The 18,201-nt window shown below is 53.9% G+C and carries 13 protein-coding genes and 3 pseudogenes; 10 read left to right on the top strand and 6 right to left on the bottom strand.

Features of this window, described 5'->3' with window-relative positions:
• The first annotated feature begins 42 nt into the window (after window positions 1-42).
• The 3 genes from AC5S26_RS28745 (at window position 43) to AC5S26_RS28735 (ending at window position 3,807) form a co-directional block, all read left to right on the top strand.
• Complete coding sequence (locus AC5S26_RS28745) at window positions 43-468, top strand: helix-turn-helix transcriptional regulator (RefSeq protein ID WP_494188383.1); 426 nt, start codon at window positions 43-45, stop codon at window positions 466-468.
• 642 nt (window positions 469-1,110) lie between these two features.
• Complete coding sequence (locus AC5S26_RS28740; RefSeq protein WP_494188381.1) at window positions 1,111-2,337, top strand: adenosine deaminase family protein; 1,227 nt, start codon at window positions 1,111-1,113, stop codon at window positions 2,335-2,337.
• 414 nt (window positions 2,338-2,751) lie between these two features.
• Window positions 2,752-3,807: an LLM class flavin-dependent oxidoreductase gene (locus AC5S26_RS28735; RefSeq protein ID WP_494188380.1), complete on the top strand. Its 1,056-nt coding sequence runs from the start codon at window positions 2,752-2,754 to the stop codon at window positions 3,805-3,807.
• Window positions 3,808-4,136: 329 nt separating this feature from the next.
• Here the strand turns inward: AC5S26_RS28735 and AC5S26_RS28730 are convergent, their stop codons facing one another.
• From AC5S26_RS28730 to AC5S26_RS28715, 4 genes are all read right to left on the bottom strand, one after another.
• Window positions 4,137-5,147, bottom strand: a complete 1,011-nt coding sequence (locus AC5S26_RS28730) for an L-lactate dehydrogenase (protein ID WP_494188379.1) — start codon at window positions 5,145-5,147, stop codon at window positions 4,137-4,139.
• Between the two features lie 330 nt (window positions 5,148-5,477).
• A complete protein-coding gene (locus AC5S26_RS28725; RefSeq protein ID WP_494188378.1) occupies window positions 5,478-6,023 on the bottom strand; it encodes a hypothetical protein in 546 nt (181 codons plus the stop codon).
• A 216-nt stretch (window positions 6,024-6,239) separates the two neighbouring features.
• Window positions 6,240-6,503, bottom strand: a complete 264-nt coding sequence (locus tag AC5S26_RS28720) for a hypothetical protein (RefSeq protein ID WP_494188377.1) — start codon at window positions 6,501-6,503, stop codon at window positions 6,240-6,242.
• Window positions 6,504-6,695: 192 nt separating this feature from the next.
• On the bottom strand, window positions 6,696-7,214 hold the full coding sequence (locus AC5S26_RS28715; RefSeq protein WP_494188376.1) for a hypothetical protein: 519 nt from the start codon (window positions 7,212-7,214) through the stop codon (window positions 6,696-6,698).
• A 1,734-nt stretch (window positions 7,215-8,948) separates the two neighbouring features.
• Between AC5S26_RS28715 and AC5S26_RS28710 the strand changes: the two genes are divergently transcribed.
• From AC5S26_RS28710 to AC5S26_RS28695, 4 genes and pseudogenes are all read left to right on the top strand, one after another.
• Window positions 8,949-9,509: a tyrosine-type recombinase/integrase gene (locus tag AC5S26_RS28710; protein WP_494188375.1), complete on the top strand. Its 561-nt coding sequence runs from the start codon at window positions 8,949-8,951 to the stop codon at window positions 9,507-9,509.
• Window positions 9,510-9,576: 67 nt separating this feature from the next.
• Window positions 9,577-10,796: pseudogene (locus AC5S26_RS28705) on the top strand (PDDEXK nuclease domain-containing protein).
• A 520-nt stretch (window positions 10,797-11,316) separates the two neighbouring features.
• Entirely contained in the window at window positions 11,317-12,564 is a 1,248-nt protein-coding gene (locus AC5S26_RS28700; protein WP_494188374.1) for a cytochrome P450, read from the top strand.
• A gap of 167 nt (window positions 12,565-12,731) precedes the next feature.
• The gene (locus AC5S26_RS28695) at window positions 12,732-13,250 is read left to right on the top strand and encodes a DUF3574 domain-containing protein (RefSeq protein WP_494188373.1); all 519 of its coding nucleotides are present in this window, start codon (window positions 12,732-12,734) and stop codon (window positions 13,248-13,250) included.
• 200 nt (window positions 13,251-13,450) lie between these two features.
• Here AC5S26_RS28695 and AC5S26_RS28690 read toward each other — a convergent pair.
• Window positions 13,451-13,876: pseudogene (locus tag AC5S26_RS28690) on the bottom strand (ArdC-like ssDNA-binding domain-containing protein).
• A 435-nt stretch (window positions 13,877-14,311) separates the two neighbouring features.
• Window positions 14,312-14,683: pseudogene (locus AC5S26_RS28685) on the bottom strand (single-stranded DNA-binding protein).
• A 1,382-nt stretch (window positions 14,684-16,065) separates the two neighbouring features.
• Here AC5S26_RS28685 and AC5S26_RS28680 point away from each other — a divergent pair.
• The 3 genes from AC5S26_RS28680 (at window position 16,066) to AC5S26_RS28670 (ending at window position 18,120) form a co-directional block, all read left to right on the top strand.
• Window positions 16,066-16,779 (top strand): hypothetical protein, encoded by a 714-nt coding sequence (locus AC5S26_RS28680; RefSeq protein ID WP_494188372.1) that lies wholly within the window; start codon window positions 16,066-16,068, stop codon window positions 16,777-16,779.
• A gap of 428 nt (window positions 16,780-17,207) precedes the next feature.
• The gene (locus AC5S26_RS28675) at window positions 17,208-17,657 is read left to right on the top strand and encodes an ATP-binding protein (protein WP_494188371.1); all 450 of its coding nucleotides are present in this window, start codon (window positions 17,208-17,210) and stop codon (window positions 17,655-17,657) included.
• The gene (locus AC5S26_RS28670; RefSeq protein ID WP_494188370.1) at window positions 17,635-18,120 is read left to right on the top strand and encodes a tautomerase family protein; all 486 of its coding nucleotides are present in this window, start codon (window positions 17,635-17,637) and stop codon (window positions 18,118-18,120) included. The genes AC5S26_RS28675 and AC5S26_RS28670 overlap by 23 nt, the downstream gene beginning before the upstream one ends.
• Window positions 18,121-18,201 lie beyond the last annotated feature (81 nt).

The following is an 18,201-nucleotide window of genomic DNA, read 5'->3' as shown; positions in this document are numbered from 1 at the left end:
CGCGGACTGGCTGATCCAAAGATCGCGATTGTCCTCAACCTCATGCACCGGGATCCGGGTTGCAAGTGGACCCTGAAACACTTTACGCAAGCAACGAGCATGTCACGGTCGGCGTTTCTATCGCTCTTCAAAAGTAGAGTCGGAACCGGGCCTCTCAACTATCTGTTACGGTGGCGGATGCAGCTAGCCGCCAAGCGCCTGCTTGCAGGGAAAGAATCTGTCAACACGATTGCTTTATCGTTGGGCTATGAATCGGAAAGCTCCTTCGGTAATGCATTTAAGCGAGTGACAGGGCAATCTCCCAGAAGTTTTACGGCGACAGATTTTGATGGAAACTTTCGAGACGGAGGTCCCGCTGCATTCTTACGTTGTAGACAACCCTGCTGTCACAGCAGACATTGGCACATGGATCGACAAGAATCTGACGCCAACCGCGCGAGGGCTTACGACTGTAGCTTTGAAAGATAAATGGCGTAGTGTTTCAGAATTATCTTGCGCAATCGCTAAGTGCGGGTGAATGACGCTGAGGGAAGAGTGTCTTTTATTGAAAGCGCGAGGCGCTCCGCCTGCGAGGTAAGTGCCTGATTCTGATGCGAAATGGCCGTGATCTTGGTCACCAGATACTCTGGCTTGAATTGCAAAGAAAACTGACCCGACAGGATGGGGTTGGGGAATAAACAAAATGCTGGCGTGTTTATTTAGACGATGAGAACTGCCTCCTTTATCACGATATCTGAGCTGATAACGCCTAAGAGAAATAACCTAATGTCCCAGGTCAACTCTCGCCAGCCGTTAGTAGATCGATTGTTTTTCTTCTGTGCTTGCTTGCTGATCGCTCAGACAAATTATGCACAGTCGTTTCGGCCAGTTCACAAAGTGAACGCAGAGGCACGTACCGCGCACGCCTTTGAAAAGGCGCGGAAGCAGGGGCCAATTGCTCTGCGAGCCTTCTTCTATCAGATGCCGAAGGGCGCCGATTTGCACGTGCATCTTACGGGAGCAGTCTATGCGGAGTCATTCCTGCGGGCCGCGGCTGAAGATGGCCTATGCGTAGACACAACAAAGCTTGCGCTAATTAAACCCGATGGAAGCGCCTGCGCAACGGGGACAGTGCCTGCTGCCAGCATTTCGCAGAACCAGAAACTTTACGATGCATTAATCGATGCCTTTTCTATGCGAACCTTTGTGCCCGTTGCTGGCGAATCGGGCCATGATCATTTTTTCAATACTTTCGACAAGTTCGACGCCGTGGATCCGCGCCATACAAGCGAGTGGGTTGATGAAGTGGCTACGCGGGCGGCTGCACAGAATGAGCAATACCTTGAGCTGATGGATACACCCAACTTTGTGCCTGTCGCAACGCTGGCAGCGAAGATCGGCTATCACTCGAACTATGCGCAGTACCGCGAACTGATGCTGGCTCAAGGCTTGCGCAGCTATATTCCGGGAATGCAAGCTCACTTCGATCAGGCCGAAGCGGCACGCCGCGAGCGCGAACAGTGCGGACAGCCCGGTGCACAGGCTGCGTGCCACGTTGAAGTCCGGTTTATTTATCAGGTCCTGCGTGGGCTACCGAAAGAAGCTGTTTTTGCTCAGATACTGCTCGGCTTTGAACTGGCTTCGGTCGATTCGCGCATTGTGGGCCTGAACCTGGTCCAGCCGGAAGATTGCTATACTTGCATGGCCAATTACCGCCTGCACATGCAAATGGTCGATGCGTTGCATACGCTCTATCCAAAGGTGCACATTACGCTGCATGCCGGTGAACTAGTACCAGGCATGGTGCCGCCAGATGGTCTTACCTTTCACATTCGATCGGCGGTCGAACAGGGACATGCAGAACGCATTGGCCATGGCGTGGATGTCATGTCCGAAGACCGGCCCTATCGATTGCTGAAAGAGATGGCGGCGAAGCACGTCATGGTGGAGGTAAACCTCACCAGCAATGTCGTCATCTTGAATAGCAAAGGCGACAATCACCCCTTCATGCTCTACCGCAAGTACGGTGTTCCGGTGGCGCTTTCCACCGACGATGAGGGGGTTTCGCGCATAGACCTCACGCACGAATATGTGTTTGCTACAGTTACATATCCGCTGAGTTACCGGGATTTCGTACTGATGGTGCGTACCAGTATCGAACATAGCTTTTTGCCCGGAGCGAGCCTGTGGCAGTCTTTCGCGGCTGAAAAGCTTGACCAGCCGGTAGTGTCCTGTCGCGGACAGTTGGGCGGTGAGACACCGACCGGAGCATGTGCAAACTTGGTCCATTCGAGCGAAAAAGCGCAGCAAGAGTGGGAACTTGAACACAGATTTCATGTGTTTGAGGCGAGCTTCTAGTTAGGGAGAAATGCCCTTTCAACCTTTGGCACTTTTGGCGACGCCTATCCGTTGATCGGGACGTGTGGAGGATGGATTCATTCCTCCGGGCGCGCAACACAGGCTGATATTGAGGTGATGACGATTTTGTTCGGTAGTATCGACGGGAGCAGAACGCTGGCGGGACACGCTTAGACGCTCGAAGCACGCCGGGGGACGCAGCCGAATGAAAGGATATTTGCAATTGGAAGTCCTTCGAGGGTTTGCGCTTATCGGAATCCTGGGGGAAGCCCCTGGACACTGACGCTCGCTTACCTACTTGAAACGCCAGCCGATCTTGCTCCAGGAGACTCAAGGCTGAGTTTCACCCTTCGCTACGGCGTGCTTTCAGAAATAAACGCCCGTTTTCCCATTTAATTAGTCAGGACCCGGACATTGAAGACCCCTATCATCTCAGCTCTTGACCTTGTCGCGGTGCGGCAGGGGAATACTCCCATTGAAGCGATTGCTCGTTCAGTCGAACTGGCGCAACACGTCGAAAAACTTGGCTATCACCGATTTTGGGTTCCGGAGCACCATAACGTAGCTCTTTTTGCTTCCTGTGCTCCGGTGGTCCTAATAGGTTATATTGCCGGGGGCCACACAGTCGATTCGCGTAGGCGCAGGTGGAGTGATGCTCTTGAATCATGCGCCGCTCGTGGTTGCCGAGCAGTTTGGCACTTTGGAATCTATTATCCCGGCCGTATTGATTTAGGTTTGGGACGGGCTGCGGGTTCCAGCTCTGCGCAAGAAGAGATGATGAAGAAGGTTTTGCGACGTGACCTGAAGGCTACGGGCGATAACTTTCCCGAGTGGCTGGCAGAGCTTCAGCGTTATCTGGGGCCCGCTCAGGAAAACCAAGAAGTGAAATCTGGTCCGGGACAAGGCACAAATGTGCCTGTGTATCTATTGAGCTCAAGTGGTTATAGTGCTCAATTAGCGGGTGAACTCGGCCTGCCGTTTGCTTTTGCGGCACATATCGCTTCGCGGAACCTAGAGTCATCGGTAAATCTCTATCGCCAGCATTTTCGCCCATCAGAAACGCTGAAGCAGCCCTATGTGATGATTGCGACCTCTGCGTTTGCAGCGGAGACCACTGAGGAAGCACAGAAGTCGTTTACTTCCGTGCAGCAATTATATTTAGCGGCGGTGCGAAGCAGAGCAGATGCTGTTCAAAACCAAGACAGGCTTCTTCCACCGGTAGAGAGTATGGACGAACTCTGGTCCGAGAGTGAAAAGCTGACAATCGAGAAAAGTATGCAGTCAGCTATTGTGGGCGGTAGAAAAACAGTAGGCATAGCTATCCAATCCCTGGTTCAGCAGACCGGCGCCAATGAATTGATCTTCTGGTCAGAGACTTACAGCTACCCCGACCGGCTTCGTTCCTACACCATCCTCGCAGAAGTTGTGGAGTCCCTCAAGGAACCGCCCGAAACCGCTGTTGGGGCATAGCGCCTCGATCTCAGTTAATTCCATTTACGCCGACGTGTCGTTTTGCTAATTATTTGGCACAATCTTGTTCAGATTATCTGGCACACTATCCTGCTTGATGTGCCCTCGCTGATCCCGAGGAGCGTCCGAGGCCTAGAGTTTCTACAGGAATCTGCGCGCCACACCCATTTTCATCCCCGATTCGGAGCGGTTGTGCCAATAATTAGCTCAGAGGTGTTCCAAATAATTAGGAAAGCAACATCATAACCGCAGTCGAGAACCGGGCAGAGAAACTTGTTTAAGGGTGCGGCTCCCCCGGAGCACGATGGCTCAGAGTGATGGACGTATGTTCATTCCAGCTTGGTGTCTGGTGAACCCAATATCGCAATGTACTTTTTCAGCGTTGTCGCTGAAGTCAAAAGAGCTTGCTTCTCCGATGTACTGAGTGGGATGGACACGACATGAGTCACGCCATCGCGGCCGATAATCGTTGGCAGAGACAAGGAAACCTCGCCTAGGTTCATCGACTCCGGTGCCAGGGTTGACACGGTCAGCACTGCATTTTCATCCCGCAAGATGGCATCGACGACGCGAGCCAGCGCCGCTCCGATACCGTAGTACGTTGCTCCTTTTGCGCGGATGATCTCCAGACCGGCAGCCCGCGTATCGTCGGCAATCTTCCTCAGCGCATCTTCGTCATAAGGCAGCCCCAGTTCCCGGCAAAAGCTCTTCAACGGCATGCCCGCAATGTTCGCTGAAGATATGACGGCTACCTGGCTGTCGCCGTGTTCCCCAATGATGTAGGCGTGCACATTGTCGGAGGCAACTCCATATCGCTCAGCGAGCCGCCTGCGGAAGCGAGATGTGTCCAGAGACGTGCCCGAACCGATGACACGGCTCGCCGGTAGCCCAGACCACTTCCATGCGGCATAAGTCAATACATCGACGGGATTCGATGCGATCAGCAGAATCCCGTGCGGGTTGTGACGTGCAACGTCATGAACCAGGCCCTTTACTATCGCTGCAGTCTCGTTCAGGCTGTCCAACCGCGAGGTGTGGCCCGCCTGGCTGACACCTGCTGCAATAATGATCACGTCGGCGGTGCAGCAGTCCCCGAATTCGCCTGCAACAATCCTTGTCGAATGAGAAAACACCTCAGCATCCCGCAGGTCTTGAACGTTACCTTCGGCTCGTCGCTTATCTCTGTCGATCAATACAATTTCGGCTGGGGTTCTTGAAAGCAAAAGTGCGTAGGCTGTCGTCGAACCTACAAAGCCCGTTCCCACAATGGCAACACGAGGAATCCTCGGCTGCACTTGATTCCGATAGTTGGAAGTCTGAATTCCACCGAGAACTGACATCAGATCAACCTCCGGTTTAATTTCAATCTGCCTGGTTCATTCGCAGGTCTGTGTGCGAGAGCACCGAAATTGCGGTGTGCTCACCGAGTAGTAGCTGCACACTGGCTTTGAATCGCTCAGCCGTCGCCGTGCTCAGACGTAAATTGAGGCATCTCCGTCGCAGCGAAGAATAAACGCCAACACTGTTCAACTAGGGTATTACCAGGAAGCACAATGCGTCACATCCTAACTGCCAGCTGAAACGACCTCGGGTTCCTAGGCGGGGGCGCTGCCGGAAGGCAACGAGCGATTGACCACTGACCGTAATGTCGCTATCGGCAATTCAGAGATTCATTGACTCAAAGATTCAGTTTTACGATCAACGGATTTGGTTTCCGGTCGCCGGACAGTGACGCCTTCAAGAGTGAATTTTCCTACGATGCGGAGTTCCGCGATAGCACCGTAAGTAACGGGGACCCATATGCCGCCGAGTTCACCATATTGCAGGGTGATATGAAGATTCTTGAGCCAGAACGAGGGACTTTTGGCGGGTACACCTTCGATTTGGCGGATCCGGAAACTTTCGGCGTCAACCCAAATCTGTCCGCGCAAAAGGTATCTATCTTTCCGCTTCGGTGAGATTGAAAAAGTGTATTCGGGAACGTTGCCGAAGTTCTGCTGTTTTAGAAAAATAAACTCATAGTTTGCTCGACTGATCTCCGTGCTGTGCTCTTTCCGCGTGGACGACGTTTCGCTGCTTAGAAGTTCACGAACAATCTTTGCCCCTAACGAGTTTCCGCTGGTTTGCACGATCTTGTATGTCTTCACGTCGGGGGGAACAAAATCGATCTGCGCGATAACCTCCGAGGTCGGTCGCTTGTCATTGCCTCGGTACACTTTGTATTCTCGTGTCACCGCGTAAGCCTTGGATTGACCGGGGCCATGGTGCTGGGCGTCCTCGATGTGTCGCAAGATCGAGTTGAGATCTGGAGGTTTGATCTCCGAGCTAGATGATGAGATTTGGGACGCTAACGGGAACGCTGACAGCCCAATCAGAGTTGCGAACCAGAACGCCCGCAGAACTGGTTGAGGATGTCTCATCGTGGGAAATCATCATATACGAGAACCTTCTGCAACCCCTGAGGGAATCGGTGTGACCATATATTGCGTCAGAGCGGCGGTAATCCCCCAGCGAAGGGAGACGAGCTCCCGTTCACCGGTTTCACGGCTGTTGCGAATGATGGGCTGGTTGGTGGAAGATGCAACGTTGTAGTCCGACGGCGGCAAAGGGAAGTCGCCGACCTGCTTAACGTGGAAGGCCTCGGCGATCTTCTGTTTGTCGGATTTACGGTAGTAGCCCCACACATTAGGCCGCAATCACATGCGGGGGACGTGGATCAGAAATGCCCTTGCCTTCGCTCAGACTGACCAGACTGCCGGGGTGCCCACTTACCTCCATTGGCCTAATTGCAACAATGTGTTGAGGGTTTATAAAAGTGCCTTCTATTTGAATGAAAGTCATTGTCCCTCCGAGCCATCAAGCCTAATACTCAAGAGGGTTACATGACCCTATTCTTCAAGCATGGCGTCGAGCGCTTCGGCTGCCACTCCCCATCTGTCCTGGACGTCCATAACGAAATCGTCAAGTTCCTGGACGGCATCCTCAGAAACGCCTTTGGACTTGAGATATTTCTTCAGGGTGGCGATCTCACCGTTGAGGTGTTTGATAGCAGACTGGTGGATGGATTCAATACGTTCGCGAACTTCCGTGATGTCGTACGTGGGCTTAGGTGGAGACATAGGTTTTATTGGTGCCGGGCTGTCGAGAAAGGTGAGGTCAGAGGTTTGAACTCGAAAACGCTCCAGGTTAGTCCCGGGAATCTGAAGACCGGCTTCTTTGCCGTCGACAGAGACCTTACTTACGGTCCATATGCTTTCGCTCTTCCCAATAGTGACTCTGTCACCGAGTATGGGAGTCCTTTCAGGCTCGTCGGTATGTGTCTCTTCCGGTTTCTCAACAGCTTCAGCCAAGCGTTGGGCGAAATTCAGCTCCCCAGTCTTCTGCGAAGATTTTCTCTTGGTTGGCATATGGGCAACAGCGTAGCACTACTCGTTCCCAGGCCCACCAAATTTGTGCTTGATCTGATCGATAGCCCAGAAGCCAGGAAATATGACCGTCTCGCGGGCACGCAGCCTTGCATGGAGAGCATTTGCTTCTGCGGGGGTCACTATCTTGGCGAAGGTTCCTTCAAAGGACAACTGACTCCGAACTGATGATCGATGCGTGTACAGGAGACAGATAAAATCTACGATCTAGTGGAGAAGAGCACGGTCGAAGAGTCCGCCCTCCAAAGCGCTTCTACCGGTTAACAACCTTAGGAAGGCTTCCCTCGATGAACGAGACTGATGGCTATGTCCGTCTGCACCCAGTCACGCTTCCAGGCTTCGGCCTGAATCTCGTCGAATGACAGCTGACAAATTCGAGCCTGCTGTCCGGTGCCGAAGTTACTCCACCTTATCCCGGAAGCTTCTCCTCCCTCTGGATGAGACCTCGCCGCACCAGATAAGCTCTCGATCCGCATCAGCCCACCCGGTACGCCACCACAGAGTGGCCGTGTGGTATTCGGCTTCATCACGCAGGCGTGCCTCATAGCCAGCCTGGTACTCTTCCGACGAGGTATTAGCCTCGTGGAATTCCACCATCGGGTATGAGATCTGAGTACCCTATTCGCGCCATATTCAATCGCCTTGGGGCGATAATAAAGCAAAACTGTAAAACCACGGTAGTGGCGAAGTGACGTCGCTTCAATGGCTGCGGCCAACGTCTAGCACTCGTTCGACCTAGGTGAGAATTCGGCTAATGCCCCAGACCCTTCCTTCGTCTTGAAGGAGAGGGTCGAAGAGATGTACTTGGGGTAGTGCGTGGTGAGCGAACGGATTAGGCGTGCGCCCTAAGTTCCTTCTCGTGTTCTTCAGCGCGCGTTTTATCCATAAGAAGCAAAACCGCAAAGGCAGTTCGTGCCGCTGCAACGGCGCTAGCCGCCTCATCTTTAGAATGGTTTACCTGTCCCCAATGCATTATGCGATTCCGCCGATCAAATAGTTCGCCTTGGATGTAGTTAGCTCTCGCAAGTTTTAGGGATGTAGGAAGCCCTGCAGCGATTACTTCACTTTTGCTCCCGCTATCGAAGAACGAAGTGACGAAGTCGTCGAAGAAGGCGACACCAGTGAGATAGTTAGAGATGAAATTGGCTGATCTGACGAACCCACTCTTTTTGGTCCCGTCGCAATAATCGTCCTCCCATTGGTCGCGGTGGGCCTGTGTTACTTCGGATTCCAGCAGGTCCTCGTTCAGCCTTCGTCATTTCATATAAAGAGCTGTCATGGACGCTTCGACCGCGATCGCTCCCAAAATGATTGGCATCGAGTAATCGCCTCCCTCTAACTCTGCATGGGCGCGATATAGGAGACGAGATGCAGCAATGCTAGGGGTCAGGGGATCAGGGATATGAATAGTCTCTCCGCAGTCCGGACATATGGAAGGCGGGAATGTCAGCTCACCGCAGCCCAATGCTGAGAAGTTGCAGCCGCATTTACTACACTTAATCGGAAGCGGAATCTTCATGATGCTCCTTGGGGCGAGAGGGAATAGGACAGCGGCAAGTGGAGAGCGCTATCGCGCCTCATATTACTGCAACTTATTGAAAACAAATGGATGGATCCTTCCCGCACATAGGGTGTTGAGGGTGACGCACCACCGCATATATCTGTTAGCGCCAGCAAATTTAGACTTCATTTCCATTTCCGCGATATGAACGGGTTGTGATCGCAAATGAAATGGAAAATCTGGAGCTTGAGGATGTAGCCTCGCTCCTCGGCGTCTCAGAGCGGATGGTCCGCAACTATATCAAAGACAATGACTTGCCTTGTGTGGGCGATGGCCGAGGGCGACGTTTTGTCTGGGCTGACGTTAGGGAATGGTACGTCTCTTATCGGATCGAAAAAAATGGAAGTCGCAGAAATGAAGGGTGTCAAATTCCGGAAGACGACACCGAAAACATGGAGGAAGCCAGCCTCCGAAAGCTGAAGGCGGAAGATGGCCGTTTGCTCCGATCGGTCTCGAAGAGCGGGAAGATCAATCGTGACACCCTGAGCGACTGGGCGGTCTGGTCAATAGTTGAACAGTCATCGAAGCAAATCGGGATCGAACATCTCGGCCCCCACGACCTTCGGCGAACCTGCGCCAAGCTGTGCCGGAAGAACGGAGGGGATCTCGAACAGATCAAATTCCTGCTGGGGCACTCGTCCATCCAGACGACCGAGAGGTATCTGGGCTCGGAGCAGGAGATCGCCGTGGCCGTGAACGACAATCTGGGACTGTGACGATTCAATCCAGTACTCCCGTCGGGAGACGTCACATTTTTGAGCACGATAGAGTAGATAGATCGCCATGAAATCGAACAAGAGCAAAGCGGCGCCTCTTACGGAGAGCAGTCTGATTGAGGTCGGTCACGGAAGTCTGATGGACCGGGTCGTCTCGATCCTGGAACAGGCGCGCGACAATGTCGCACGATCCGTTAACAGCAATATGGTTATCGCCTACTGGTTAGTCGGTCGCGAAATGGTCGTCGCGCTGCAGGGAGGCGAAGAGCGGGCAGAATACGGAGAGAGGCTTTTGGGGGAACTATCCGAGCAGCTGACGAAGCGATATGGTCGAGGATTTTCAGTGACCAATCTGCGTTACTTTCGGTTGTTCTACCAAGCCTTCAATGATCGGGCTCCCGAGATTCATCACTCGACGAGTGATGAATTGGGAGCTCTTACTCAGGAGGCTGTGCTGGATGACCTTGCGATGGCTTTGGAGAAGACTGGGCAACGCAAGGGGTTCTCCCCAAACCTGAGCTGGACGCATTACCGAGCGCTCAGCAAAATCGACCGGCAGGCTGAGCGTCTATTCTATGAGATCGAGACAAAAAAAGCTGGATGGAGCGTGACGGTACTGGAGCGGCAAATTCACAGCTTTCTATTTGCCCGTCTACTCAAGAGTCGCGATAAGGCTGGCGTACTAGCTCTGGCGGATCAGGGACAGACAGTCCGTCAACCGATCGATGTCATTAAGCAACCCTATGTTCTCGATTTCCTGAATCTTCCAGACCAGAAGCAACTTCACGAATCCGACATTGAATCAGCGATCATTGAGAATCTCCAGCCGTTCCTGCTGGAATTGGGCAAAGGCTTCGCATTCGTGGCCCGTCAGTATCGCGTGACGACTGAGTCACAGCACTTCTTTATTGATTTGGTCTTTTACAATTTCTTGCTCAAGTGCTTCGTGCTGATCGACCTCAAGATCGGTCGGCTCGAGCATCAGGACGTCGGACAAATGGACATGTACCTGCGCATTTTTGACGACCTAAAGCGTGGGGAGGGGATAACGCGACAGTGGGCCTTATCCTTTGTGCGGAGAAAGATGAGATAGTTGCTCGATATTCCATCCTGCACGAAAGCCAGCAAATGTTTGCCTCTAAATATATGTTGTATCTTCCAACCGAGGATGGAGCGAGCCCATATACAGGCCAGACAAGAGAATTCGCTTTAATGCTTTGCCTCAACAATGGAGGATCCGGAGCAAGTCAAATTTCTGCTTGGACACTCCTCTATTCAGGCGACTGAGCCTTACCTCGGCTCCGACAGAAATGTAGCTTGAGGAATTATTTGTCATAGCGATTGTGCCAGTATTTGTCGCTCGGCACTAGGTGCCTGAGCGAGACCAGCATTGCCCCGGGGCTTCGATCTACTTGTAGACGATTGCTTTGGTCTGCTCTCAACAGTGCTCCGGTCCGCCGTGTTGGGCAGCCTGTACGACAAATATCGCCTCAAAATCTACGACAAATAATTCCACAAACCACAGAATGCGACACAAACAGATGTTCTCGGCGCTCAGACTCTTAATCTGGAGAGTGCCCCCCCATTCGGGAATAAATGCCGCTTCAGTGTGTTGTTACATTTAACGTTTGTGCACGCAACCGACAGGTTCAGTCTTTCTCGCTGGGTGCGTTGGCTGCAAACGATTAAAGCTCTGCGCGGAACTCTCATGTCGAGAGGAACGTCTAACGTTCAGTGCGTGAAGAAACTTTCCCACTTTGCGCGACATGAGAGTTCATGTCGCGCAAAACAGCATCAGGAGGGCAGTTTGGAAGAGCAGAAGTTGAAGCAAAAGCCTACCCCGAAGTATAGTGCTCTCCACCCCATGAATCCTGAGTTCAGAGATCATCCTCATCCTCTTCTGGATGAGGTGCGGTCCGGCTATCCGGTGCTGCACGATGAAGAGGCCGGGGTGTATGTGTTGACCCGCGCGAAGGACGTGTTGCAGACACTGAATGACCGCAACCTGGATAAAGACCCGCGCAAGGCGAGTCCGGGCTCGATTTTGCGGAAGATCTTTCGAGTGGATGAGGATGCGAGCTTTCGGCCATCGATGCTCAATATGGATGACCCGGATCATAAGCGGGTTCGCGATCTGGTGGCGAAGGCTTTCAACCAGGCATCGGTCGATGCGTTGAGGCCGGCGATCGAGGAGATCGGGGTGAGGCTGCTCGACGCGCTTCGCGGGCGTGAGACGTTCGACCTGATCGAGGTGTTTGCGGCGCCGTTTCCGATGACAGCGATTGCTGAGCTGCTTGAGGTGGATACGGAGAGGCGCGATGACTTCCTAGAGTGGTCGAAGGCGATGAATCAGGTATTCAACCCGAATCCGACGGCGGAGCAGCTTACGAGGCTTCAGTGGGGGTCGGCGAGCTTTCGGGGGTATCTGAAGGAGATTTACGCGCGGCGTAAGGAGCATCGCGGTACGGACCTGATCAGCGCGCTGATTACGGCGCATGAGGGAGAAGAGATGCTCTCGGAGTGGGAGATTCTGAGTACGTGCGAACTGCTGCTGTTTGCGGGCAATGTGACGACGACCGACCTGATCGGCAATGGGATGTATGCGCTGTTGACGCATCCGGAGCAGATGGAGAGGCTTCGAGGGGATGCTGCGCTGCTGCCCGAGGCAATTGAAGAGATGCTGCGCTATGACTCGCCCACGACGCATGTGCCGCGTATTGCAAGAGGCTCGGCGAGTGTGACGGGGTGCCCGATGCACCAGGGGCAGACGGTGTATTCGCTGTTGCAAGCGGCGAATCATGATCCGGCGCTGCATTGCGATCCGCACCGGTTCGACATTGAGCGCGAGAATAAACGACATTACTCGTTTGGGGGCGGTGCGCACTTCTGTATCGGTGCGCCGCTTGCTCGCGCTGAAGCACAGGTCGCCTTCTCGCTGCTGCTGGAGCAGACTGAGTCGATCTCGCTGCAGCAGGGAGTGACGCCGGTAAGGAAGTTTGCGCCGTCGTTCAATGGATTCGAATCGCTCCCCGTGACTGTGCGCTGGAGAGTATAAGAAAACACCTCGCTTGAAAACTACACGTTGGCGGATGTCGTTTTTCCTTTATCTGATTTCGCTTCGAATGCAGGAGAGACTCCTCCTGACGGTCAAACGAACAAAGTGGCACCTCACTCTATGACAGCTCTGTCATCTTTTACCCCTAGATTGTCGGATTTCGGATCATGAAGAATCGTTGGCTTATCTATCCCTCATTTCTGTTGTTGACTACTTTCACGGTTGGCCGTATGACGAATCAAGCGCACGCGACACAAAGCTCAACTCTAAACGGTGACCCGGCGCACCCGGCGCATGGCTCGCACTGGGTCGAGACGCGGCTGTACTTTGGATTGGATCGAGTGGAACTGGACTCAAAAAGTGATGTTAGAACGGATCCGGCAGACCTAAACCGCACAGGGTCCGCCTCAGCGCAGCGCATAACTGAGGCCGGCTGGATCGATTTTCTCGATAAAGAAGTGACACCACGCTTTCCAGCCGGGCTTAGCGTGATTGATTGTTACGGCCAGTGGCTGGGAAAGAATATGAGCACACCAGCGCGTCTGCGATCGAAGATACTGGTGATCGTTTACCCGGACACGTCAGATAATCGAGTTAAAATCGAGTCAATCCGGACGTCATGGAAACAACGCACGGGGGACCAGTCAGTGCTCAGTGTCAGCCAACCGGCAGAGGTTTCCTTCTAGCCATTCCGGCAGCTGCAGTGTGTAGCTTCGAAAGATAAATGTCGTACTTTTCAGAATTATTTGTCGCTGTTGGATGACTCATGCACTCACTGGAAATTGCTCCAAGACTCCAGGCCCGGTTCAGGTGATTGATTCTAGTGGCAGTGGCCAAGCCAGAGATCGCCGCCTGAGCATGGCAGTGCAAGAAGGAACCGCTACAACTACCTTGACATGACGAATAATTCTGAAACATTACGACAAATAATTCTGAAAGCAACAGTCAGCATGAAGGGCTGCCGCTTGCTGTCGGTGTTCTCTTCGTTGGGCTGTTCGGTCTCTTCACGGCTCCGCAACTGCTTGTAAAAGACGATGCGCTCGCTGTGCTCACCCTTGCGCACGCTCCCACCCAGTTAGTGGGCCTGCTTGTAGGTCAACCAAAAGGGCGAGCTGTAGTCTGTGCTCCACAACAGCATAACGTTGATGCCGCGGTAGGGCTTGCCGGTCGAGAAGTTGCGCGGGAAGACTCCGCTGGCAAACCTCGGGGACTTCCACGGCTTCTCCCACGGAATGACACCTTTTTCGAGGTTGGCTACGACCCGGTCGGTGACGATCTGATAGAGGTTGAGCTTTTCGCTGGTCTTCTGCATGGGAGTTCTCCTGTCTTGAAATGGCTTCGTTGTGTTTGCTGACAAACACGCCTTGGCCCTGGCCCACGCCAGCGGAGGTAGCAAGTGCAAGGGTTGGTTGGGGTGGCCATAGGCCATCCGAAGGACCGGAGGAAGCGAAGCCCGGAGCGCGAAGCGGGAGGACTAGAGCTGCACGGAGGCCACGAATCAGCCCTTGCGCGCGCGAGAGGCAGGGCCTATTAGGCAGGCTTGGTCTCCTTGCCCCGCGCGGAGCGCATGAAGATGTCGTTAGGAGTTCTACGGCGTAGGGTGAGGAGGTAAAAGATGGAATGTGCTTATCGAGACAGGCTGAAGATCAAAGGCAGAATTATGAGCCAGAGGTTAGTCCCGTGGCGATGAGGTCTGAATGAAACAGGTGGATGAGACCTCTTCGATCTCATCCACCCGAGCCGACGGCTACTCGTTGTCGGCTCCATCCGAAGGATCGTCAGCGGCTTCTACTTTTGAGAGCCGCTTCATGTTGAGGGCATGAATCTCAGCAATACGATGCTTGACCGTAAGCCCGTGGACTTCTTCTTCGTACTCGCGATAGCGGAGAGTGCCTTCGAGGGTAATGAGCTGCCCTTTCTGGAGGGTCTTGGCGAATCTGGAGAGATTGCTCTAGGCAAAGACACGATGCCATTCGGTGCGGGTCTCGTATTCGCCTTTGTCGTTCTTCCAGCTCTCCTGAGTTGCAATATTGAGAATGACGAACTCTTTGTTGTTCTGAGCGGTTTTGGCTTCCGCATTCTGTCCGAGGCGACCGATGAGGATGACTTTGTTGAACATGGTGTAAGGCTCCTTTTGGTGTCCGCTGTCTGCGGTACAAGTTTTCCCAACGGGTGTGCTGTCGCGACCCACTCCCTCGGCGACTGGATAGAATCTGCGGAAAGGGACCCCAGCTTGCCTGGGGCAAGGAGTCCGCACCTTTTGAGAGGCGCGTAGCGGATTCTGGGAAGGAGAGCGTGCGTCCGAAGGGCGGGGGTGCTTTGAGCGCGGCACGCTGAACGCAGATAGATAGGCAAACCAGAAGGGAAGCCCGCCCTGTTCAACAGCCTCGCCTCATGTCACGAGTGGGATAAGCCAGCCTAGACCAGGAAAGTCATTCAAATGCAACGGGGGGAAAGAACGCCTATGTCGGACAGACAAATTCGAGCCGAAAAGAGTCAGACCGTGCTCGCCCATGATTAGGAATGCGACGGGCGAATTATCTAGAATAATATGGGATCCGGCTCTTTTGCGGGTCCGGTTTCGTTACATTTCTGACAGCGATTCCGATGGTTATTGTAGGCCTCTGCGAGGGGCCCAACAGCGTGCTCTGGGATACCGGGAAAGATGCGTTCGAGGGTAGGATCTTGATTTGCCCATCGCCTCAAGAGCATTAAGCCGGTTTCGCACCCAGGTGGATCGAAGTCTTTTCCAGGTTCGCTTTGCAGCCATCGTGCATTGAATTCGTTTCGCCCCATGGCGGATTGGATGCTGGTGAACACTCAACAGTCAATAAACAGTTTGAATATGAGCTGATTTTCCAACTTCTCGATGAACGTTTGGACGGCGGTCCCCAGATCTCATCCAGGTCTTTGCAAAGCTGTGTCGAGCTCCTTAATAGCGTCCGGGTCGACATCCTCACCTTCAAGTACCCGAGGCGCTTTCCTTTGTGTAAGTAGGAACTTCCGAGTGCAATCTTGTGTGTAGCAAGAGAATCCACTTGCGCCGCGCCAGGGCAGAGCCCTCAGCAAAGGTTTGGTATCCGCTTCGTGCGCGTTTCGCGCACATATCTATCGGGGCGTTGCGGGGTGTCCCCGCTAGATTGGGGAGTCCGAAGACGAGGTCTGTTGCTTCACGCCGGCGTCGGCTGGAGCTGGGGTAAGGGCCATGGCCCTTACCCGCCAAAGTATCGCGCTTAGGGCTAAGGTCAGCAGATCCTCCAGTGTTTGGCGGGTTGCAAGTCTGAAAAGGATCTGTCGAGAGTCCGCAGACCAGTATCGTCCAGCAGGTAAAAAGATGCGGGCTTGCTCCGATAACGCGACTTTGCGGGAGGGAAGTAGCGTTACCACCGAATCTTACCCGTCAACTAGAATCGCAGAACGGCAACTGTCAATAAAGACGAACGATGAGAACTGGGGTCTGCGGATTGACTCGCTCACGGCGACTCTGCGAGACTCACGCGTATGCGATACAGCGGCAAGGTGGAGTATGCCCATGCGCGGAGAATCAGGGCGCGGAATACTAATCTTTATCGATTGGCGCACTGGCCTATATGGATCTGGGTGTTTTTTCTGGTGCCAGGTCCTTTGACCTTTACGCTGTTTGCGCGTGGGTTTGGCGTAGGCAATCTCGCGTGGCTGGCGGTAGTGCTGGCCGGAACGGGCGTGGCGGGTTTGCGTGGGCGGCTGCCTGGCGTGGAACCACGGCCCTATATCCTGCGTTTTGATGAGGCCAAGCCGAATCCGCTCTACCGGCGGGTGTGCTACACGTTCGCGTGGAACGCGGTACTGAGTTTTGCGCTGCTGAACCTGAGCGGGCTGGCGATCGCGGCGGCGACCGGATCGTGGTACATGAAGCTGATTTACCACTACGCCTACTTGCCAGTGTGCGGAGCGGTTCTGTTGCTGGGCGCCGCAGGCGCGTTGCCGCGTGTGGGGCTCTCGACCAAGGGCGAAGGCACGGAGAGGCGGTACTTCTACGGCTCGGTTTGGGCGGTGACGGTAGCGCAGACACTGCTGTTGGCACTATGGCAGATACTGCCACCGACACGCGAGGCAAACAAGGTGAAGCTGGTTGTGTTTGTGGGGGCGATGTTGCTGATGGGTCTGGCGGCATATCGCGGGGCGCTGCCGCGGACGCGTCCCATTGTGCCGGGGGAGTTGATGGTCGCGGACTGAGGTGCATCCCGAGTTCGCGGAGTCGGGCGTTTCCTTTCGAGTCACTCTCGGATCGTCGTCAACTCGGAAACAACCCACCGATTCATAGGCCCCGCAAACCGGGATTACTGAGATGGTCCGCGTGCGCGGTGAAAGGCGTTTAGTCCACAGGTGAAGGTGGAGGTAACAAAGCTGCTGAAGCCTCCGATGGAAGAGGGTCGCAAAGGCGACTCTGCAAGCGTGCAGGCCGTAACGTGAGTGAACGCTGAGCAAGCCTCGAAATTCATGATGCAGGTGCCGACCCGCCACGGACTTGGGGAAGGCCGAGCGCATTGACTCACTACTGCAATTCGGTAGTAGCACGGAGCAACTCCCTTGTCCATGAGCGCGTTTCCTGGGTTGTTGAGAAAGCCGTTGCGGCAGTGAAGTTTCATCCAGACGGGCGGAACGTGTCCATCACAATCGGCAAGTTTCCGCCGGCGGAAGCAGACATCGATGCGACGAATCTTGAGAGTGCCATATATAACTTGCTGCTCAATGCCTGCCAAGCTGCGACACTCTCAACTCACGTGCCTGAGGTGAAGGTTCACCTTACGGAAGTCGATGAACAGATTTACGTCACAATCCTGGACAATGGTCCTGGCATACCTGCCTCTGTCCGGAGGACGTTGTTCGATCCGTTCGTGACCGCAGGAAAACCCAACGGAACAGGCCTCGGGCTCACCCTGGCTCGTCGAGTAGCTGAAGAGCATGGCAGCGTCTGCCTCGAGAAATCGAATCGAGAGAGGACAGTATTCACGCTGAGCCTAACGAAGGCCAGGTCATTACCCTTAGAAGACCTAAAGAGTGGTAGAGCCGGCTTCGAAGTCTGCGGCAATGAATCTGCGAACTGCTCATAAAGAATCAACAATCGAGATGGGCGCTCATGAAATGTCAGGAGACAGAAATATCCGGCCATCAGGAGGTTCTATGCCCTTGTTTACTGTAACGATGAAGTCCGACTGGTCAACCGTCGAGAAAGGCCGTCTTTCCAGAACTATCCATGCTGCAAGCATTGCTGCTGGATATCCAGAGGACGACCTCTTCCGACGTTTCCTTTCGTTGGGACCAAGCGATTTCAGGGTTGATCTGTACTATCCAGCACTGCCCAAGCCGCGCACCGACCAGATGTTGATGATCGAAGTGCTGGTAACTTCAGGGACCGGCGCCAATCGAAAAAAAGACCTTGTTTCCGCCCTGGTGGAGAAGCTTGGCGAAGCAGGCATCAACCCAAACGACATAATGGTGTTCTTTTTGGAGACTGATCGTGCGATCGGATCATTCGGTGGCGGCCTGTTCGCGCCACCTGTTGCCTTCGGCTGATCACCGCCCATGGCATCCCTGCGGCATGGCTTCGAAGAAGCTGGAGATGTACAGGAGAGACGGCGTCGAAGCCGGCAGCAA

The sequence above is a fragment of the Edaphobacter sp. FHG110511_03 genome, assembly GCF_059115365.1.
Note: the sequence above shows the minus strand (reverse complement) of the source record. Positions and strands in the feature narration are given on the sequence as shown.